We start from the raw sequence: 16,234 nt of genomic DNA on the forward strand, positions 1-16,234 counted from the left end.
CAGCCCGACGGCTGACGAAAGATAGGCAATGAGAAAGAGGTGGATCACTCCAAGTGGTCTGCCTCTTTTCTTTTGGTCAACCAATCAACCACCAACAGAATTTCAAAAGAAAAAGAAAGGAGAAAAATTATGAGCACCAACATTTCTAAAATCAACATCAACGCTTGTGAGTCCGTACAGTACGAAATCGACAACTGGGCAATCATCCGTGGTCTCTCCAGTAAAGAACATGGAAAGCTCTATCTCTGTGAGGACATCAACAATGTGTTTGAAGAACCTGCACACGCTACTCACTCTGGTGAGAGCAATGGTAATGTTCTCTTCTTCTACGATGAACAGACTGTCCGTAAGATGCTGATGGATTCCGGTAAGGAAGAGTTCATGGATTACCTCGACATTGAAGAAGATGTGAAACCCGCAGCACTGACTCCGGTTCGCCATGAGGAAGTTGAAGTGTGTGGCGCAACAGTCCTTGCAGCGGTGACTGAGGACGGTAAAGCGTATTTCTCTCCGAGGCATTTGTGTGAAGCGTTGGGTATTGCATGGCCTCGTCAGTTCACCAAGATCAAGTCTGATCCGGTCCTCGGAAGTTCTGTTACCGAAATGGTAACGGAAGTGAACCGTGCTGACACAGGGAATAAAACCACACGCAAAACAACAATGCTCCCCATCGAGTTTGCTAGTGGCTGGCTGTTCACCATCAAGAAGGTACGTCCCGAAGTACAGCACAAGCTGAATATGTTCCGTGCCGAAGCGTTCCACGTTCTCGACCTCTGGTTCCGTCAGGGGTTCAAGAAGAACAAAATGGTACAGGCCGCTCTCGACCTCCCCGACTTCAACGATCCGGTAGCCGCAGCACGAGCATGGGCTGACCAAGTGGAAAAGCGTCAGGCTCTCGAAGCTAAGAACAAGAAGCTTGCTCCGAAAGCAAAAGTCTACGACGCAACCTTCGCAAAGAAACTGTCTCCTCTCCAGGTCGTCGTTCGGAAACTCCGTGGTGTAAACACCATGAAGATCAAGAGTGACCTTCTGGACGCTGGATACCTTTATAAAAGAGGTGGCGTTTACCGTGTTTACTCCCAGTACCGCGATAAGGCGTTCGTTGAGAAGTTTGATCCCCGGTACAACCGCACTGAAATCTACGCGCTCGATAAGGGCAAACAGAAGATCGTCGAACTGTACCGTGCTGGGCGTCTGTCCATGAAGAATGGTTGCGAGAACGCTTACCGTAACTTCAAGGGGTAGCTCATGGAAACTCTACTCGAACTCATAGCGTGGTTCTTTGCAGGATGGCTCACAGCCCTTGCCATATCAGGCTTAGTGGGAGTGGGCATACTCACTGCCTGTCTCTACAAGGAACTTAAAAAATGGCGAGGTAAGCGTAATGGATAACCGTGTCGCAATCATCGACGGTGACATCCTTGCCTACCAGATAGCATCCAGAGAGGAGAAACCGATCAACTGGGGTGACGGCTTCTGGACCCTTCATGCAGAACAAGGGCCAGCCGAAGTTGCTCTGGAGGATCGCGTTCTCCAACTCCAGGAAACCCTTAAGTCAGACAGGGTAATCATTGCTCTGTCTGACGACGACTACAACTTCCGAAAGGACGTCTATCCGAAATACAAAAGTAACCGGAAGGAGAAGCGCAAGCCAATGATCCTTCCGGTTCTCAAAGAGTTCCTTATGGAAACCTTTGAAACCTTTCGGCGTCCTGGGCTTGAAGGTGACGACATTCAGGGAATACTGGCTACCTCCAAGGTGATCCTTAAGGCAAAGGAAAAGATCATCGTATCACTGGATAAGGACATGAAGACCATCCCCGGTCTTTTCTACAACTTCGGGAAACCTGAACTGGGTGTCATGGAGATCACTGAGGACGAAGCAGATTACTGGCACCTCCTCCAGACACTGACCGGAGATACCACAGATGGTTATCCCGGTTGTCCCGGTGTTGGCCCGAAGAAAGCCGAGAAGCTTCTCGCTGAACATTTCACTGAGACTGACGACGGGATTGTCCTTGAGACGTCTATGGATGAAGTGTGGGCAGACGTGGTTGCTGCCTTCGAGAAAGCCAAGCTCGGTGAAGAAGAGGCTCTGACTCAGGCGCGTGTGGCGAGAATCCTTCGTGCCTCTGATTATGACTTTAAGAAATATCAACATAAACCACTAAAATAAAACATCATTATCAAAAAAAAAGAATTACCACGCACTGAATAAGAATATACCAAAAAGACTACAACCTGAGCAGGCCACGCAATCAATGTGGTCAATCTCAGTTTACATACACCCCCTTTGGCATGGGCAGGATTGCACTTAAGCGTCCTGCCCTTTTTCTATTTCAACGGCCTAACGCCACAAAAAACATGGAGAAATTCAATGCGAATGACCTCAACCAATCGTCAAGTGCCCTGTACGAATCGACCCTCAAACCAAACTTCAAAAAGATGGAGGTAGCCATGAGCGATGAATTAAGAGCCCCTTCATTGAATACTCTGCTGAACATGGAATTCCCGCCACGAGAACACCTTTTAAAACCTTGGCTCCGGGATGGAGAAAGTGCAATGATTTACGCTTCACCGGGAGTAGGTAAATCAATGCTGACTCTGACCCTGGCTCTTGTCATAGCTGGAGGCGGTGAATTTATGGGATGGAAAGCTCCAAAGCCCCGCAAAGTCTTATTCGTAGATGGTGAGATGCATATTCAGGACATCATTGACCGAGCCACTCTACTCCTGTCTGGACTCGATATTGATATTGAAGTCGCAACCCAGAATATGACTATCCTTGCTCGGCAATATCAGCTGCCGGAAGCAGAATTCCCCGATCTTGCGTTCGAAGAAGGACGAGACTGGATGCTGGATTTCGCTACAATGGGTGACAGTGATGATCAGTACGATGCAGAGAAATATGATCTTGTTATTCTCGACAACCTTTCAACTCTGGCATCCATCAAAGACGAGAACGACGCAGGAGACTTCAACGAGGTTCTCCAGTTCCTGATGAAACTTAAACAGGCAAAGGTAGCTTGTATTCTCGTTCATCATTCAAATAAGAACGCAAACAACTATCGTGGTTCTTCGAAGCTTGCCACGACCTTTGAGGTTATCCTCGGTCTCAAAGCGGTTGAATCGATCCAATCAAACGGGACGTCCTTCAAATTGTGCTGGGATAAGTTCCGTTGTCCGCGAGACGAGACTATTCAAGAGCGGGAGGTATGGCTGGAGCCAAACGAAGAACTTGGCGCTATCTGGAAGTCACAACAGTCCAAGGACGACCAGATCCAGACCATAATCAATATGCTCAAGACTCTGGAGTATCCGACACAGGATGCCCTCTGCAAAGCATTGCCGTTTAAATGCAATAAAGGGACACTGTCCAAGTTGAAAAAGCGGGCCATTGCTAATGACTACATCAGTAAAAAAGACTGGGATGAATTGCTTTCTATGGCAGCAGACAATCAGAAGCAGGGTGAAGATGAAGAACAGTAGTTGCGACTCAGCGAGTAAGAGTAACTCGCTGACCGCATCTATTCTTCCTACCCTCTCTTAGTTTCCAGTTTCTTTACCCTTATAGGCTGGAAACCGGAAACCACTCTCCACTGTCTACCACTCATATCATAACCGCCTGACCTACAGGCTCAAATTCAAGGAGGTTCTATGTCAACACCTTCAAGGATTCGTCTCGCCCAATGCAGAACATCAAGAAGAACATGTGATGTCCCCGGTTGTTACAATCCCAGTCAGAAATGGGGACGCTACTGTGAAATACATGATGACCGTTGCCAGCGCACAGGCCATCCTCAAGGTCATACTGTAGGGAAAAGAGAGCTCTCACCTTACTTGTCCTCGGTCAATAGGTTCATTGAAGAGCACGAACATCATCCAGCCATAGAAGGAGCATGTAACGTGCTTCAACGTCTTCTGGACTCAGCTCGCCCCAAACGAGTCAGGTCAGGAGAGATGGCTCCATGGCAGAGAACAAATAACTGGTTAGTTCATCTAAGGGAAAATAAAGTCACTCCCCAAGAAATGCTGGCAACCATCGTCGCCATGTTCCTCTATCAGGAATTGGACCCAGCAAACTTCAGGAGTGACAGACACTTCAGGCATCAATTGGTTGTCAGGCTTTTACGCCTGGCTCCAACAAAAAGAGATCATACAACTCATTTCAGGCAAGATCGCATCACGGTAGGCGTTCGGGATTTTCTTTCCGAGCGCCTTTGCCATTCCAAGCTCGGCGCACTGGCGCTGAGGATCGCTAAACATATCGCGCAGGATGAAAACAAGAAGCACGACTTCCTGCGCTGCGATATTGACGGATACCACGTGCCCTTTAGCCACAACTAAAAATATAAGGAGTTAAACCTATGAATAAAAACATTACCTTTGCCAACGACTGCGAACTGACAGACATCCTGATTGCTACTCTGGAAAATGAGTATGAAGACTATGACTGCAAAATGGAAAAACTCTTGGACTGGTGCGAGCAAGAAACCGGACTCCAGCTTCAGTGTATTACTGAATATGCAGAAGCGATCGTCAAATCGACTATGGAATCTCGCCGTGAATTGGGCGAACGGATGAATGAATTCATGCCTAAGATTCAGTTACTGGATGACCTTCGTGCAGCCTACAGGAAGGAAGTGGAACGCCTGAAAGGTGAACTGGACTTCTCCGACTTTGATGAGGTCGTTTCAGTCTTAACAGCGCTGGAATATGTCAAACAGACTGATTCTGAATTGGCGGCTGAGGCTTTTGGCGCGTTCTGCTCAATGGCACCTGGAGAAATCAAAGAAATGATCGACGACAAATTAGCAGAGATGTTCCCTGGAATTCAGCTTACCCATCACGATTCCCAAGGCAATGTGTTTTACTCACTTGGCAATATAACCAATGAGCTGAACGTCTCAGTCGAAGAGATCAATACGATGATTAACAAAGGTGAGATCGAGATGATCGACGGCAGAAAGCTATCTTCAATCTCAACAAACAACTAAATCCAAAGTGGGGCGAGGGCCGTTGCGTCCTCCCCCTTGATAATACCTCAGCATATTTTACTACAAAAATCTGAGCGCCTTTCTGATATTATCCTTTCCAAGTTTCCCCCCTACCCGGCCCTTCAAAATTATATAAGTTAGCTGCTTGTAAATTTATTAAATTATGGCCTGACCATGCTTACTAATCGTGCCCAAAGACTATTGACACATTATTATTTTTTCTGTTTATCAAATTGCCAAACGAACGTTATGCAAATTGAAAAGGAGTTAATCGTGGACGGAAAATTCGTATCCTACCTTCGTGTGAGCACAGAAAAACAGGGACGAAGTGGTCTTGGCATCGAGGCCCAACGCAAGGCAGTCGAAGACTATCTCAATGGCGGTCAGCTGGAACTTCTTGAAGAATACGTCGAAGTTGAGAGCGGAAAGAATGATGACCGTCCTGAACTGAAGCAAGCTCTTGAGTATTGTGATTTGACTGGAGCCACACTCCTTATCGCAAAGCTCGACCGTCTGTCTCGTGACGCATACTTTTTGCTCGGTCTTCAACGTTCTGGTGTCCGCTTTGTATGTGCCGATATGCCTGAAGCCAACGAGCTTACAGTAGGTATTATGGCGTTAATGGCACAGGAAGAGCGTAAACGTATTTCAGAGCGAACAAAAGCTGCTCTGGCTGCTGCAAAATCCCGAGGTGTTAAGCTAGGTAATCCTAAAGGAGCTGAACATCTCCGAGGACTTGGAAACGGTCCTGCTGTCAAAAAGATCAAGGCCAATGCAAATCATAATGCAGAACGCCTTCGTGGTCAGATTACCAAACTGCTCGAACAAGGGATCACCAGCGCCAATGGGATTGCGACGGAGCTCAATAGAAACAGCATCAGAACTCTTCGTGGAGGTAAATGGTATGCTGCCAGCGTTCAACGATTACTGAAACGTCTTGAGCTGGCTTAAATTGAATATTTCTCTTTTTTCACGTGTCTATCTTAGAACGACCCGTGCTTGACAGCAGTCTCACGATATGGGTACACGGACAGAGAGTTAACGACCCCGCATTTACGGATTAATGTTCAATAAAGTGGAGACCTTACAGAAAGGGCATCAATCTTTTCCCACCCTCTCCGCCACAATAAAAACAAGGGCTTAGGATTAATTTCCTAAACCCTTTTCTATTGCAAAAAAACAGCAATAGGTGATTTATTCTTACAACGGCAGCCGGATCGTAAAACGGGTCCACTTTCCCGGTTCGGAATCCACCTTAAGCATTCCGTTATGGTGCTCAGCAATTATGAAATAAGAAACGGATAAACCAAGTCCGGTACCCTGACCAACCTGTTTAGTGGTGTAAAAAGGATCAAAAATGCGCTTAAGGGTTTCTTTGTTCATTCCGGGGCCATTATCCTCTATCTGGATAACCGCGAACGAATCATCACGCTTAACCCTGCATATAAAACGAGCCCGACCATCACTGTAGTCTTTCTCCGCCATCGCTTCAGCGCCATTTTTAAAGATATTCAAAAAGACCTGCAACAATTCGTTCTTTTCACACATAACTGGTGGAACACAGTGGTCATAATCACGCACAACATCAATGGCCTTGAAATCATACTGTTTTTTTAAATCATAATCACTAGCTGCCAGTTCCAGAGTTTTTTCCAGAAGCTCTATAAGGTCATGCTTTTGAAAATCCATTTCACTTTTTCTACTGAAACTTAGCATGTTATGGACAATATTCGCGGCACGGGTTCCTGATTCCTGAATACCATCAAGCATACGGGGAATTTCCCTTTCCCGGAGGTAATTCCTTACATTATCCAAAGAAATCCTACACCCCTCAGCTACCTGCCCGTTTGCCTTAATATCACTGAAAATTCTCTTTTTAATATTACTGACGGCTCCCAGTATTCCGGCCAGCGGATTATTGATCTCATGAGCCATTCCCGCTGCCAGACCACCGACTGATAACATCTTTTCAGATTGAATCATCATTTTTTCCATGTTGATACGCTCAGTAATATCATCAACACGAAGCACTGCTCCTTCCACTCCATCAGCGACTAATGGATAAGCGGTAACATTTTCATATTTAACGCTGCCCCCCTTCTGACTTGTTTCCAGAGAAAAGGAACTGGGAGTTTTGGATACTATCGCGGCATCAACAGACTGGCTTCTTGTTTTTATGCGCGGTAGAACTTCATACAATGATCGCCCTAGAGCCTCCTGAACAGAAAAACCGGTCGTCCTTTGTGCTTCAGCGTTCCATTGCGTAACTTTGCAGTTCACATCCACACCGATGAGCAGAGAAGGCATGGAATCAATGATACTTGAAAGATAATTACGAGTATCATTCAGCTTACTTTCTGTTACTGTCAGATCATGGATAAAACGTGCCTGTCGGATATTTTGGTATGCTATATCTGAAAGCTGACTTGCAAGCGTGTAAAGTACCCGCGATATCTGACGAAATTTCTTATGTGACATGGAGGGAGTGCTGTGAAAAGCTACCGCCACTAATTCTTCATCGGCCCCTACTTCACGGGCATAGGCACGAATATCTTCTTCAGTATGATTTTCATCACGCACCTGCCCGATAAGCCAATTAGCGACATGTGTTCCACCTACAGTAATCGCCGCACCAGCATCCCACAATCCTCCGCTCAAGCATAAATGAATAGTGGGCCCGCCCCTTTTGGGCCGTCCCAAGGCAGCATCAGACTTTCGACAATTTTCATTTCCTTTGACGGTCTCGCGGATAATCGAACATAACTGGCAAAAACAACTTGGTTTCGTAATAGGATTCCCTGTCGTATCACAGATAAGAGAAGCAACTCCGGTCGCATCTGAAAATTCATCCTGCAGGCGCTGTATATCATTGATATCGAATAAATCTGCAAACTCTATTTCTGCCGATTCTCCTGATGGTTGCGTCAGCAGCTTCAACTGCTTTTTAAGTCCGTCTTCAGTTAATTTTCGGTCCGTAATATCTCTTGCAACCCCAAGAATACCTATTACATTGCCGGCATCATTTTCTACGGGAGTCTTTATTGTTTCAACCAGCGTCCTCTTTCCTGTAGCTGCAATTGTAATCCATTCTTCATTAATACTGGGCCGACCGCTTTTCATGGCTTTTTTATCATTCATGCGGAAAAAATCGGCTAATTTTTTATCAACAAAATCGTAGTCGGTTTTACCTACTATTTTCGACTCAGCGGCCCCGAAAAAGAGTTCAAAAGCTTCATTGCACGCCAAATACACTCCCTGAAGATCCTTTACCCAGACCAAATCAGGGATTGTATCTATTAACGTACGGAAAAATTCATTGTTTTCACTGCAATACGTACACTCGGTTCCAATGCGATCTTCAGCGCATAAGCCTAATTCAGCCTCAATCTCTTCAGCACGGCCCCGAATCGTCTTCAGTTCATTCAATAAGCTAGCTCTTTCATTCTCGTCCATTGCTGCGTTTCAATCCTGAGTTTTAAATTTTAAAAATACATTAACTTAAAAAGGAAAAAACGCAAAACAATTCATACTGTAAAAGAGACGGCTTGCCTAAAACAGGCAAAAAGAACTTTCCCGGATATTCATGGTCGACTTGTTCTGCGCCATAAGATAGACCGGCAGCAACAGGAGTATTTATGCTGATCGAAATATCAAAAGACCTGATCATAACCGACGCGCCGGAAGAACTCGTAGACGAAATCAAGGAAGCTCTTACCTTGATGAATCCAGATTATATCAATGCAATCAAGTATCGAGGCCGGGTTGGAAAGCGCATTCCCAAATATATTAAAATGTGGTCCGGCGACCGAAAAAAACGCCTGCACTGCCCGCGCGGATTTGGCATTGAACTCCATCAGATTGCCAAGGCTGCCGACATTGAGCCTAGTTATGAAGATAAAAGGTTGGAGCTTGAGCCTGTTGATTTTTCTTTCACTGGAGAGCTGCGCCCCTATCAACAGATCGCCCTTAAAGCCTTTTCCAATCAGACTCAGGGGTTGCTGGAGGCAGGTACAGGAGCCGGAAAAACAGTCATGGCCTTAGCTCTCATCGCGGAACGCAAACAGCCCTGCCTGATAATAGTGCATACCAAGGAACTGCTCTTGCAGTGGATAGATAGGATCCACCAGTTTCTCGGGATTGAAGCAGGACAGATCGGAGGCGGTAAGTTTAATGTAAAACCTCTGACAGTAGCGACCATTCAGACTGCCCGTAATCGTTTAAAAGATTTGAAAAAGACTTTTGGACACATCGTGGTGGATGAGTGCCATCGCACCCCGGCCAGCACTTTTCAGAAAGTGGTAAAGAATTTCGACGCAAAATACCTGACAGGCCTTTCCGCCACTCCCTACCGTGCGGATGGACTGGACAGGATGATCAATCTCACTCTCGGACCGGTAGTACACAGGGTCAACCCGGATCTGCTGCGCAATACAGGAGCAATCCTCAAACCGGAAATTTTTACAGTGGAAACCGCTTTCAGATTCGCCGGAAACCCCTCTGATGAATACTCTCTGATGATGACAGCCATTGCCGAAGACTACCCCCGCAACAAAATAATCGCCTCCTGCGTAGCCAAAGAGCTGGAGCAGAATCAGGGGACCCTGCTGCTGGTGGCGGACCGCACCGCCCATTTGGACGCTCTTTCTGATCTTCTATTTGATCAGGGCATAGAAGTTGCTGTTTTAACGGGCAAAACCCCCACCGGAGAACGTGAAGAAATTATTAACGACCTCAATGCCGGAAAAATAAAAGTACTGGCCAGCACCGCCTCGCTCATTGGGGAAGGTTTTGATTGTCAGGGATTATCCACCCTTTTCCTCTGCTCGCCCATCAAGTCGAAAGGCAGACTTGTCCAGATTATCGGGAGAATTCTTCGTCCGGCTGACGGCAAACGTCCCCGGCTATATGATTTTGTAGATATTGAAGTAGGCGTTTTAAAACACAGTGCCGGCCTGCGGCAGAAAATTTATGAAGAAATTATTTAAATCTGAAGAACCCCATTAATTCATACGGTTTATATCTCAAACACGCCATATGCAGTCACTTAATCCACTTTAAACAGTGACTTTTTAAACTATTACAATTATTAATACTCAAAGACAGGCCCAAAAAACACGCCTTTCGCGCAAAAAAAGACTATTACTCGGCAGTTAGGCGTTCGCTACGAATATCATTAATCTTTTTAGCATTTTAATACCATCAAAAAGCAGGAGTAGATATGCTCAATTTTTCTTTTTACAATCCTACCAACATAATTTTCGGTGAAGGCCAGCTTCAGGAATTGGATAACCTTATCCCCAAAGAGGCAAAAGTTCTTATTACCTACGGCGGCGGCAGTGCCAAAAAGACCGGACTACTTGACCGTGTTAAGGCTGAACTTACCAAAAACGGAAGAACCGTTAATGAATTTGGTGGTATCCCGGCGAATCCCAGATTTGAAGTGCTTATGGAAGCAATCAAGATCGTCCGTGCCGAAAAAATTGACTTCCTCCTTGCAGTGGGCGGAGGGTCCGTTATTGACGGCACAAAATTCATTGCGCTGGCTGCTCCGGCAAAAGAATATGAAGGAAGAGAACGGGAACTGATGGCTTTCGGTTTTACCCCTGTTCCTGTTGATTACGCTATACCTTTCGGCACGGTACTCACCCTTCCCGCTACCGGCTCAGAAATGAATAACGGAGCCGTTATCAGCGACGGCGAAGATAAACTACCGGTTTTCTCCACCCATACTTTCCCGAAATTTTCCATACTTGATCCGAAAATTACTTTCACACTGCCTAAAACTCAGGTGGCAAACGGTGTTGTAGATACATTCATCCATACGATTGAACAGTACTTGACCTATCCAGTGGATGCCCGCTTTCAGGACCGCACTGCGGAAGGCATTTTGCAGACACTGATAGAAATAGGTGAAACTACCGTCAATGAACCTGAGAATTATGATGCCCGGGCCAACCTCGTATGGTGCTCCACCATGGCCTTAAACGGCCTTATCGGATCAGGAGTTCCCCAGGACTGGGCCACCCATATGATCGGTCATGAACTCACCGCACTGACAGGACTTGATCACGCCAAAACCCTGGCTGTAATGCAGCTCGCCAACTGGAAAATACGCCGCACTGAAAAAAGGGAAAAACTTATTCAGTACGCAGAACGAGTCTGGGATATTCGCGAAGGCGATGATGATACACGCATTGATCAGGCCATCTCCAAGACCGAAGCATTCTTTAACAGCATCGGCATGGCAACCAGACTTTCCGCATACGATATTGGTCCCGATATCATTGACCGGGTTATCGCCAATCTCGAAAAACACGGCATGACCCAGCTCTCTGAACGGGGAGATGTCACCCTTGAAGTTTCTCGCAAAATGCTTGAGACGGCACTCTAAAAAAATGGGCCGTAGCGTTTGCTACGGCCCAATTTACAAAAACCAAATCTTACTCGAAATTACATTTCTACCTTGAACGGCCAAGCCATAATCCCGCCTTCCATAACTTTTACGTTAGTCCAGCCGCATGCTTCCAGCACCCGTTGAGCTTCGTAACCGCGCATGGATATTTTGCAGAAAGTTATAATTTCCGTTTCCTTGTCTTGCGGCAGTTGATCAAGGGAATTACGTAATTTGCCAAGAGGGATAAGATTCTCACCAATGTTGAGACGCATCTCTTCAAATTCCTTGGGCGAGCGCACATCCAGAATGAAAGGCTTCTCGCCTGCATCCATCTTTTCCTTAACCTGAGCGTTACTGATCCCGGTCATTTGTCCGGCAATTTTATTATCCAGAATATGCGCGGTGGTAATAAAATGGTCAATGGCCAGTGAAAACGGAGGCGCGTAAGGCAGATCAGCCATACCGATTTCATAGATAGTATTGCCGTTCATCACAGCCATAGCTGCCTCTGCAAGCTGACGGTTGACTTCGCCCGGACCTACGCATTGGAAACCGAGGATACGTCCGGTATCGGCATCGGCAACCATTTTAGAGACCAGCAGTTTGGCTCCCATGAATCCTGGCTTATCAGGACTGGCATTGGTGGCGGTGACAACATTGAACCCTTCAGCCTTAGCCCGCTGCTCGGAGAGCCCCGTTGCCCCGGCGCTGAGATCAAAAACCTTGCAGATACCGCTATTAACAGTTCCGGGGAATTTATGTTTATTACCACGGGCGATGTTGTCCGCAACCACGCGAGCCTCGAGATTAGCGAGGTCACCATAAGGTGCAAAAGTTTTTTTGCCGGTAATTCGATGGTTGATTTCAACGCAATCCCCGGCCGCGTAAATATCAGGATCGGAAGTACGCATAAAATCATCGACAGCTATGCCGCCGAAACCGCCGAGTTCAATCCCGGCTTCGTCGGCCAGCTTAGTATTGGGAACCACTCCGATAGCGACAACAGCCAGTTCGCAAGGAACAACAGATCCGTCATTGAGCTTAACACCGGTCAACTTGCCGTTTTCGCCTATAAATTCAGACACGCCGTTATCTGTGTGTACGGTAACACCTTTGGAAGCGACATGTTTTTCCACCAGCTTGGCTATTTCCCAGTCGAGGAACATCAGCAGTTGCGAAAGCATTTCAACAACATTCACATTCATGCCCGAATTGGAAAGAGCCTCACAAACCTCGATGCCAATCAATCCACCGCCAACAATAACCGCATCCTTGACCTTACCGGAATCAACCAACTCACGCAGTTTGTCAGCATCGCGCATTTCGGAAAGAGACCGCACTCCTTCAAGATCGATTCCGGGAATGGGCGGACGACGCGGAGTTGCTCCGGTGCAAAGTACCAGTTTATCATATTCTACAGTTGATTTTTCCCCGGTGATCACATCGATGCATGCAAGAGTCTTATTCCGGCGGTCAATGGCGGTGACTTCAGTATTTACTCTGGCATTCACGTCTTTGGCTGCGGCAAAAAATCCTTCATCACGAACCACTCCGGTAGGGGTGGCAAGAAGAGCGTCACGCTCATCAAAATTACCGCCGATGTAATACGGATAACCGCAGGAGGCCATGGAAAGTTCCGGTGCTTTCTGCAGCAAAGTTACTTCAGCCCCCTCATCAAGGCGTTTAGAACGGGCTGCGGCCTTTGGTCCGGCAGCGGAACCTCCGACAACTACTATCTTTCTCGAACTCATATGTATCTCCTTTTATAAGCTGTTGAATCTCTATACCCCAATCCATGATAAAAACCATTGATCGAGATCAACATAAATACTTTTAGTTCTGAAAAAAACAACTATCTGCATAAAAAAACAGAACGGGCACATACTTAAAAGTATATGCCCGTTCTGTTTTAAATAAAATCGGTGCTTTTTAATTCGGCAACTTGCGATGCATTTTTTCCGGGGCCGGATCGGCGATTTCACCGTATGTTTCGCGTCCGTCATGCCCTTCCGGAAGATGCTCGGTTACAGGCATACCGTCTTTATTAACAAAAAGCATACAGTGACAATACTTGTATTCCTTCATATCCGAACAGGGACAAAGCCATTCACGCTCTGCAACCGCCTGCTGTTTGTCCGGGTAGAACCTACAGGGACAAAGAGGACGTTTAAGTTCATCAAGATGCATGGCCAGTCCGGTAGTCACTGCTTCTGAGACATCCTTCATGGGATGAAGGTTGAGTCCGGTACGTTTGCAGTATTTATCCACATAAGTGGAAACCAGTTTTACACTTTTTTCTGTAGGCTTAGACAATGCTTTTACCTTGTTTATTGATAGTTATCGCAGAAACTACGCACTAAAAAAACCAATGCATTCCCTCATGCGTAGACAGCGATGTATTAACATTCATTCCAACAGATGGAAAGGGTGAAGCAACGAATAAAAATGCTCAATATATTCCTTTAATTACGAAACGGATAATAAAGGAAGGAGTTCGCAGGCACTGCCAAGCTCGACATACTTATGACCGCAAAGATCGTCTTCACAAACGACTTCATGCACCCAAGTTGTGTGAAATGGAATATGCACGGCACAACCGCCGATCCCAACAACCGGCAGAATATCGGACTTCACAGAATTACCGACCATGAGAAATTCATCATGGTTAATGCTGTATTTGCTGAGAATCCCTCTATATGCGGCTTCATCTTTCTCGCTAAGTATTTCGATATGATCAAAATATGAAGACATTCCGGAAAGGCTGATCTTGCGCTGCTGCTCAGCCACATCGCCTTTGGTGATCATCAGGAGTTTGTAATCACCGCCGAGGACACGCAGAACTTCCTCGACCCCCTCAATGGGTTCCACGGGATTAGTCATCATACTCCTGCCGAGTTCAATAATCTGCTCGATTTCCAGACCTTTTATTTTACCGCTGGTAACGGCATTGGCAGTCTCGATCATGGAAATAACAAAACATTTCACCCCATATCCAAACACCGCGATATTTCGGGACTGGGTCTGCTCAAGAACCTTGGTAAATTTTTCGGGAGAAACATATCCGGACATCATTTCCGCTACATCAGCCTTGACCCGGGCAAAAAAAGGTTCGTTAATCCACAAGGTATCGTCTGCGTCAAATGCTACGGCCTTTACTTTTCCATGAAACATTGAACTCTCCTTTAGCAAAAACTTAACCACCCGCTCCGACAAGTCAAATATAAAACTAAAGGACAACATTATTTTAGTTGATGATATTTTCCTCTAATGTGTTCACGAAATACAGAAGGAGTAAATCCTGTTTCCCGTTTAAAAAATCTCCCGAAATACGAGGGGTCTTCAAATTTTAAGCTATAACATATTTCTGAAACATTAAGATCGGAATTGGCCAGCATGCGCTTAGCGGAATTCACCAGTTCATTACGCACTATCTGACCCGGCGTGAGGCTGGTGGCTTCTTTAATTACCGCGCTGAGCCTGCTCACGCTGATATTCATCATTTCAGCGTAATCCTGAACGCGCAGCAGGGAACCGTGCTCCGAAATAACAAGTTTCTTGAATTCACGCACAATACGATTTTCAGTTCTGCCCCCGGGACTCTGAGACATGTTTGCGAAAAGACGTTTCAAATTAACCATAAGAATATGAAAATAAGATCGCACCACGATTTCAAACCCCGGCTTCCTTAAACTATATTCCCGGCATAAACTCGCCATAACCACCGCCAATTCCTCTTTCTGCCCTGTTGCAAGCATAAGCATGGGCGAGTTGACGACACTGTTGAAAAAAACCAGCTCAAAAATATTATGCACCGGCCCTTCAGGAAAATTCAAAAACTCGGCACTGAAAACCATCACAAACCCTTCGATTCCGTCTTCCGGGTTCCACAGATGCAGCTGCCCAGGTGACACAAAGTACAAAGATCCGGAAATAATGTCGTATGTCTCGAAATCAATTACGCAGTTGCCATGACCGGACACAACATAATGCACAACATAAAAATCATGCAGGTGCGGTTCCTGAATATCGCTTATCGGACACCCGGTGCCGTCAGTAAAGGGATATATTTTAAAATCGGGTTCAAAATCAAACATGTTTTCAGCGTTATCTGGAGTGATTGTTTCCTGCATGGCGGTATTTTTAACACTGTAAGTGAACAATCATCAAGAATTATAAAAGCAACTTTTCCATCCGTCATTGAACAATAATAAGATAGTTCATAGTGACTGAAAAAAACAAATCAGCTAAGATTACTTCATTATGAATTTTGACCGCTGTTTTACAAAAATATGCCTTTCCTTTTCGGCGCGGTATTATTAATGAATTGCGGGTTTAAGGATTCAAACTTTATCGGCGAAAATATTTTCAATAATTATTTTATCTTACGAACAATAATCATATTAAACAAATGGAGTAATCATGGGAATTCTTGACGGATTAATGGGCAATGCATCAGAAATAACCGTTGAAGACGTAGAAGAAGAGCTTTCCCCTATAATGGGCGACAGCGAAAAGGTCGAACGGGCTTTCAAGGTTATCCGGGATATGTACGTTTTTACTTCCGGCAGACTTATCCTCATAGATAAACAGGGCCTGACCGGGAAAAAGGTAGAGTACCTTTCTATCCCCTACAAATCCATTTCCACTTTTTGTGTGGAAACAGCGGGACATTTCGACATGGATTCTGAACTTAAAATGTGGGTATCCGGTCGTCATGAACCCATCACCAAAGAGTTGAAAAGAGGAAGCGATGTGGTAGGCATCCAGAAACTGCTCGCAAATAAGGTTTTAAAGTAATTAAAAACACATTTGTCATACAAAAGCCTGCCCTTATACCGGCAGG

The 16,234-nt window shown here is 45.7% G+C and carries 15 protein-coding genes; 10 read left to right on the forward strand and 5 right to left on the reverse strand.

The genetic code is table 11. The features are described from left to right. The first annotated feature begins 129 nt into the window (after positions 1-129). The 7 genes from ACKU35_RS16060 to ACKU35_RS16090 all read left to right on the forward strand — a co-directional run bounded on the left by ACKU35_RS16060 (position 130) and on the right by ACKU35_RS16090 (position 5,948). Complete coding sequence (locus ACKU35_RS16060) at positions 130-1,245, forward strand: phage antirepressor N-terminal domain-containing protein (RefSeq protein WP_319760773.1); 1,116 nt, start codon at positions 130-132, stop codon at positions 1,243-1,245. A gap of 3 nt (positions 1,246-1,248) precedes the next feature. Then, positions 1,249-1,392, forward strand: a complete 144-nt coding sequence (locus tag ACKU35_RS16065; RefSeq protein WP_319760775.1) for a hypothetical protein — start codon at positions 1,249-1,251, stop codon at positions 1,390-1,392. Beyond that, positions 1,385-2,176 (forward strand): hypothetical protein, encoded by a 792-nt coding sequence (locus ACKU35_RS16070; RefSeq protein ID WP_319760777.1) that lies wholly within the window; start codon positions 1,385-1,387, stop codon positions 2,174-2,176. The genes ACKU35_RS16065 and ACKU35_RS16070 overlap by 8 nt, the downstream gene beginning before the upstream one ends. Positions 2,177-2,457: 281 nt before the next feature. Next, positions 2,458-3,489 carry an AAA family ATPase gene (locus ACKU35_RS16075; protein ID WP_319760779.1) on the forward strand — a complete coding sequence of 344 codons (1,032 nt, stop codon included), beginning with the start codon at positions 2,458-2,460 and terminating at the stop codon, positions 3,487-3,489. A gap of 168 nt (positions 3,490-3,657) precedes the next feature. Beyond that, positions 3,658-4,347 carry a hypothetical protein gene (locus tag ACKU35_RS16080; protein WP_319760781.1) on the forward strand — a complete coding sequence of 230 codons (690 nt, stop codon included), beginning with the start codon at positions 3,658-3,660 and terminating at the stop codon, positions 4,345-4,347. A gap of 20 nt (positions 4,348-4,367) precedes the next feature. Next, complete coding sequence (locus ACKU35_RS16085; protein ID WP_319760783.1) at positions 4,368-4,997, forward strand: hypothetical protein; 630 nt, start codon at positions 4,368-4,370, stop codon at positions 4,995-4,997. Between the two features lie 273 nt (positions 4,998-5,270). Then, entirely contained in the window at positions 5,271-5,948 is a 678-nt protein-coding gene (locus ACKU35_RS16090) for a recombinase family protein (RefSeq protein WP_319760784.1), read from the forward strand. 249 nt (positions 5,949-6,197) lie between these two features. On the opposite strand, the gene ACKU35_RS16095 is transcribed toward ACKU35_RS16090, so the two are convergent. Beyond that, positions 6,198-8,450 (reverse strand): PocR ligand-binding domain-containing protein, encoded by a 2,253-nt coding sequence (locus tag ACKU35_RS16095; RefSeq protein WP_319760786.1) that lies wholly within the window; start codon positions 8,448-8,450, stop codon positions 6,198-6,200. 182 nt (positions 8,451-8,632) lie between these two features. Here ACKU35_RS16095 and ACKU35_RS16100 point away from each other — a divergent pair, with 182 nt between their 5' ends. Then, positions 8,633-9,982 (forward strand): DEAD/DEAH box helicase, encoded by a 1,350-nt coding sequence (locus tag ACKU35_RS16100; protein WP_319760788.1) that lies wholly within the window; start codon positions 8,633-8,635, stop codon positions 9,980-9,982. A 233-nt stretch (positions 9,983-10,215) separates the two neighbouring features. Further along, positions 10,216-11,388 (forward strand): iron-containing alcohol dehydrogenase, encoded by a 1,173-nt coding sequence (locus tag ACKU35_RS16105; RefSeq protein WP_319760790.1) that lies wholly within the window; start codon positions 10,216-10,218, stop codon positions 11,386-11,388. 59 nt (positions 11,389-11,447) lie between these two features. On the opposite strand, the gene ACKU35_RS16110 is transcribed toward ACKU35_RS16105, so the two are convergent. The 4 genes from ACKU35_RS16110 to ACKU35_RS16125 form a co-directional block, all read right to left on the reverse strand. Further along, positions 11,448-13,142 carry an FAD-dependent oxidoreductase gene (locus ACKU35_RS16110; protein WP_319760792.1) on the reverse strand — a complete coding sequence of 565 codons (1,695 nt, stop codon included), beginning with the start codon at positions 13,140-13,142 and terminating at the stop codon, positions 11,448-11,450. A 178-nt stretch (positions 13,143-13,320) separates the two neighbouring features. Next, positions 13,321-13,704 (reverse strand): ferredoxin-thioredoxin reductase catalytic domain-containing protein, encoded by a 384-nt coding sequence (locus ACKU35_RS16115; RefSeq protein WP_319760794.1) that lies wholly within the window; start codon positions 13,702-13,704, stop codon positions 13,321-13,323. A gap of 153 nt (positions 13,705-13,857) precedes the next feature. Further along, entirely contained in the window at positions 13,858-14,562 is a 705-nt protein-coding gene (locus ACKU35_RS16120; RefSeq protein WP_319760796.1) for an HAD family hydrolase, read from the reverse strand. Positions 14,563-14,630: 68 nt separating this feature from the next. Continuing rightward, complete coding sequence (locus ACKU35_RS16125) at positions 14,631-15,485, reverse strand: AraC family transcriptional regulator (RefSeq protein ID WP_319760798.1); 855 nt, start codon at positions 15,483-15,485, stop codon at positions 14,631-14,633. Between the two features lie 325 nt (positions 15,486-15,810). Here ACKU35_RS16125 and ACKU35_RS16130 point away from each other — a divergent pair, with 325 nt between their 5' ends. After that, the gene (locus ACKU35_RS16130; protein WP_319760800.1) at positions 15,811-16,188 is read left to right on the forward strand and encodes a PH domain-containing protein; all 378 of its coding nucleotides are present in this window, start codon (positions 15,811-15,813) and stop codon (positions 16,186-16,188) included. Positions 16,189-16,234: the final 46 nt, after the last annotated feature.

Origin of the sequence: Maridesulfovibrio sp. (genome assembly GCF_963676065.1) — a bacterium.
Classification (GTDB): Bacteria; Desulfobacterota; Desulfovibrionia; order Desulfovibrionales; family Desulfovibrionaceae; genus Maridesulfovibrio.

What these genes read in the sequence shown, in the direction of transcription:
- ACKU35_RS16060 (WP_319760773.1), top strand. Translation starts at nt 130, where the DNA reads ATGAGCACCAACATTTCTAAAATCAACATCAACGCTTGTGAGTCCGTA.
- ACKU35_RS16065 (WP_319760775.1), top strand. Translation starts at nt 1,249, where the DNA reads ATGGAAACTCTACTCGAACTCATAGCGTGGTTCTTTGCAGGATGGCTC.
- ACKU35_RS16070 (WP_319760777.1), top strand. Translation starts at nt 1,385, where the DNA reads ATGGATAACCGTGTCGCAATCATCGACGGTGACATCCTTGCCTACCAG.
- ACKU35_RS16075 (WP_319760779.1), top strand. Translation starts at nt 2,458, where the DNA reads ATGAGCGATGAATTAAGAGCCCCTTCATTGAATACTCTGCTGAACATG.
- ACKU35_RS16080 (WP_319760781.1), top strand. Translation starts at nt 3,658, where the DNA reads ATGTCAACACCTTCAAGGATTCGTCTCGCCCAATGCAGAACATCAAGA.
- ACKU35_RS16085 (WP_319760783.1), top strand. Translation starts at nt 4,368, where the DNA reads ATGAATAAAAACATTACCTTTGCCAACGACTGCGAACTGACAGACATC.
- ACKU35_RS16095 (WP_319760786.1), bottom strand. Translation starts at nt 8,450, where the DNA reads ATGGACGAGAATGAAAGAGCTAGCTTATTGAATGAACTGAAGACGATT.
- ACKU35_RS16100 (WP_319760788.1), top strand. Translation starts at nt 8,633, where the DNA reads ATGCTGATCGAAATATCAAAAGACCTGATCATAACCGACGCGCCGGAA.
- ACKU35_RS16105 (WP_319760790.1), top strand. Translation starts at nt 10,216, where the DNA reads ATGCTCAATTTTTCTTTTTACAATCCTACCAACATAATTTTCGGTGAA.
- ACKU35_RS16110 (WP_319760792.1), bottom strand. Translation starts at nt 13,142, where the DNA reads ATGAGTTCGAGAAAGATAGTAGTTGTCGGAGGTTCCGCTGCCGGACCA.
- ACKU35_RS16120 (WP_319760796.1), bottom strand. Translation starts at nt 14,562, where the DNA reads ATGTTTCATGGAAAAGTAAAGGCCGTAGCATTTGACGCAGACGATACC.
- ACKU35_RS16125 (WP_319760798.1), bottom strand. Translation starts at nt 15,485, where the DNA reads ATGTTTGATTTTGAACCCGATTTTAAAATATATCCCTTTACTGACGGC.
- ACKU35_RS16130 (WP_319760800.1), top strand. Translation starts at nt 15,811, where the DNA reads ATGGGAATTCTTGACGGATTAATGGGCAATGCATCAGAAATAACCGTT.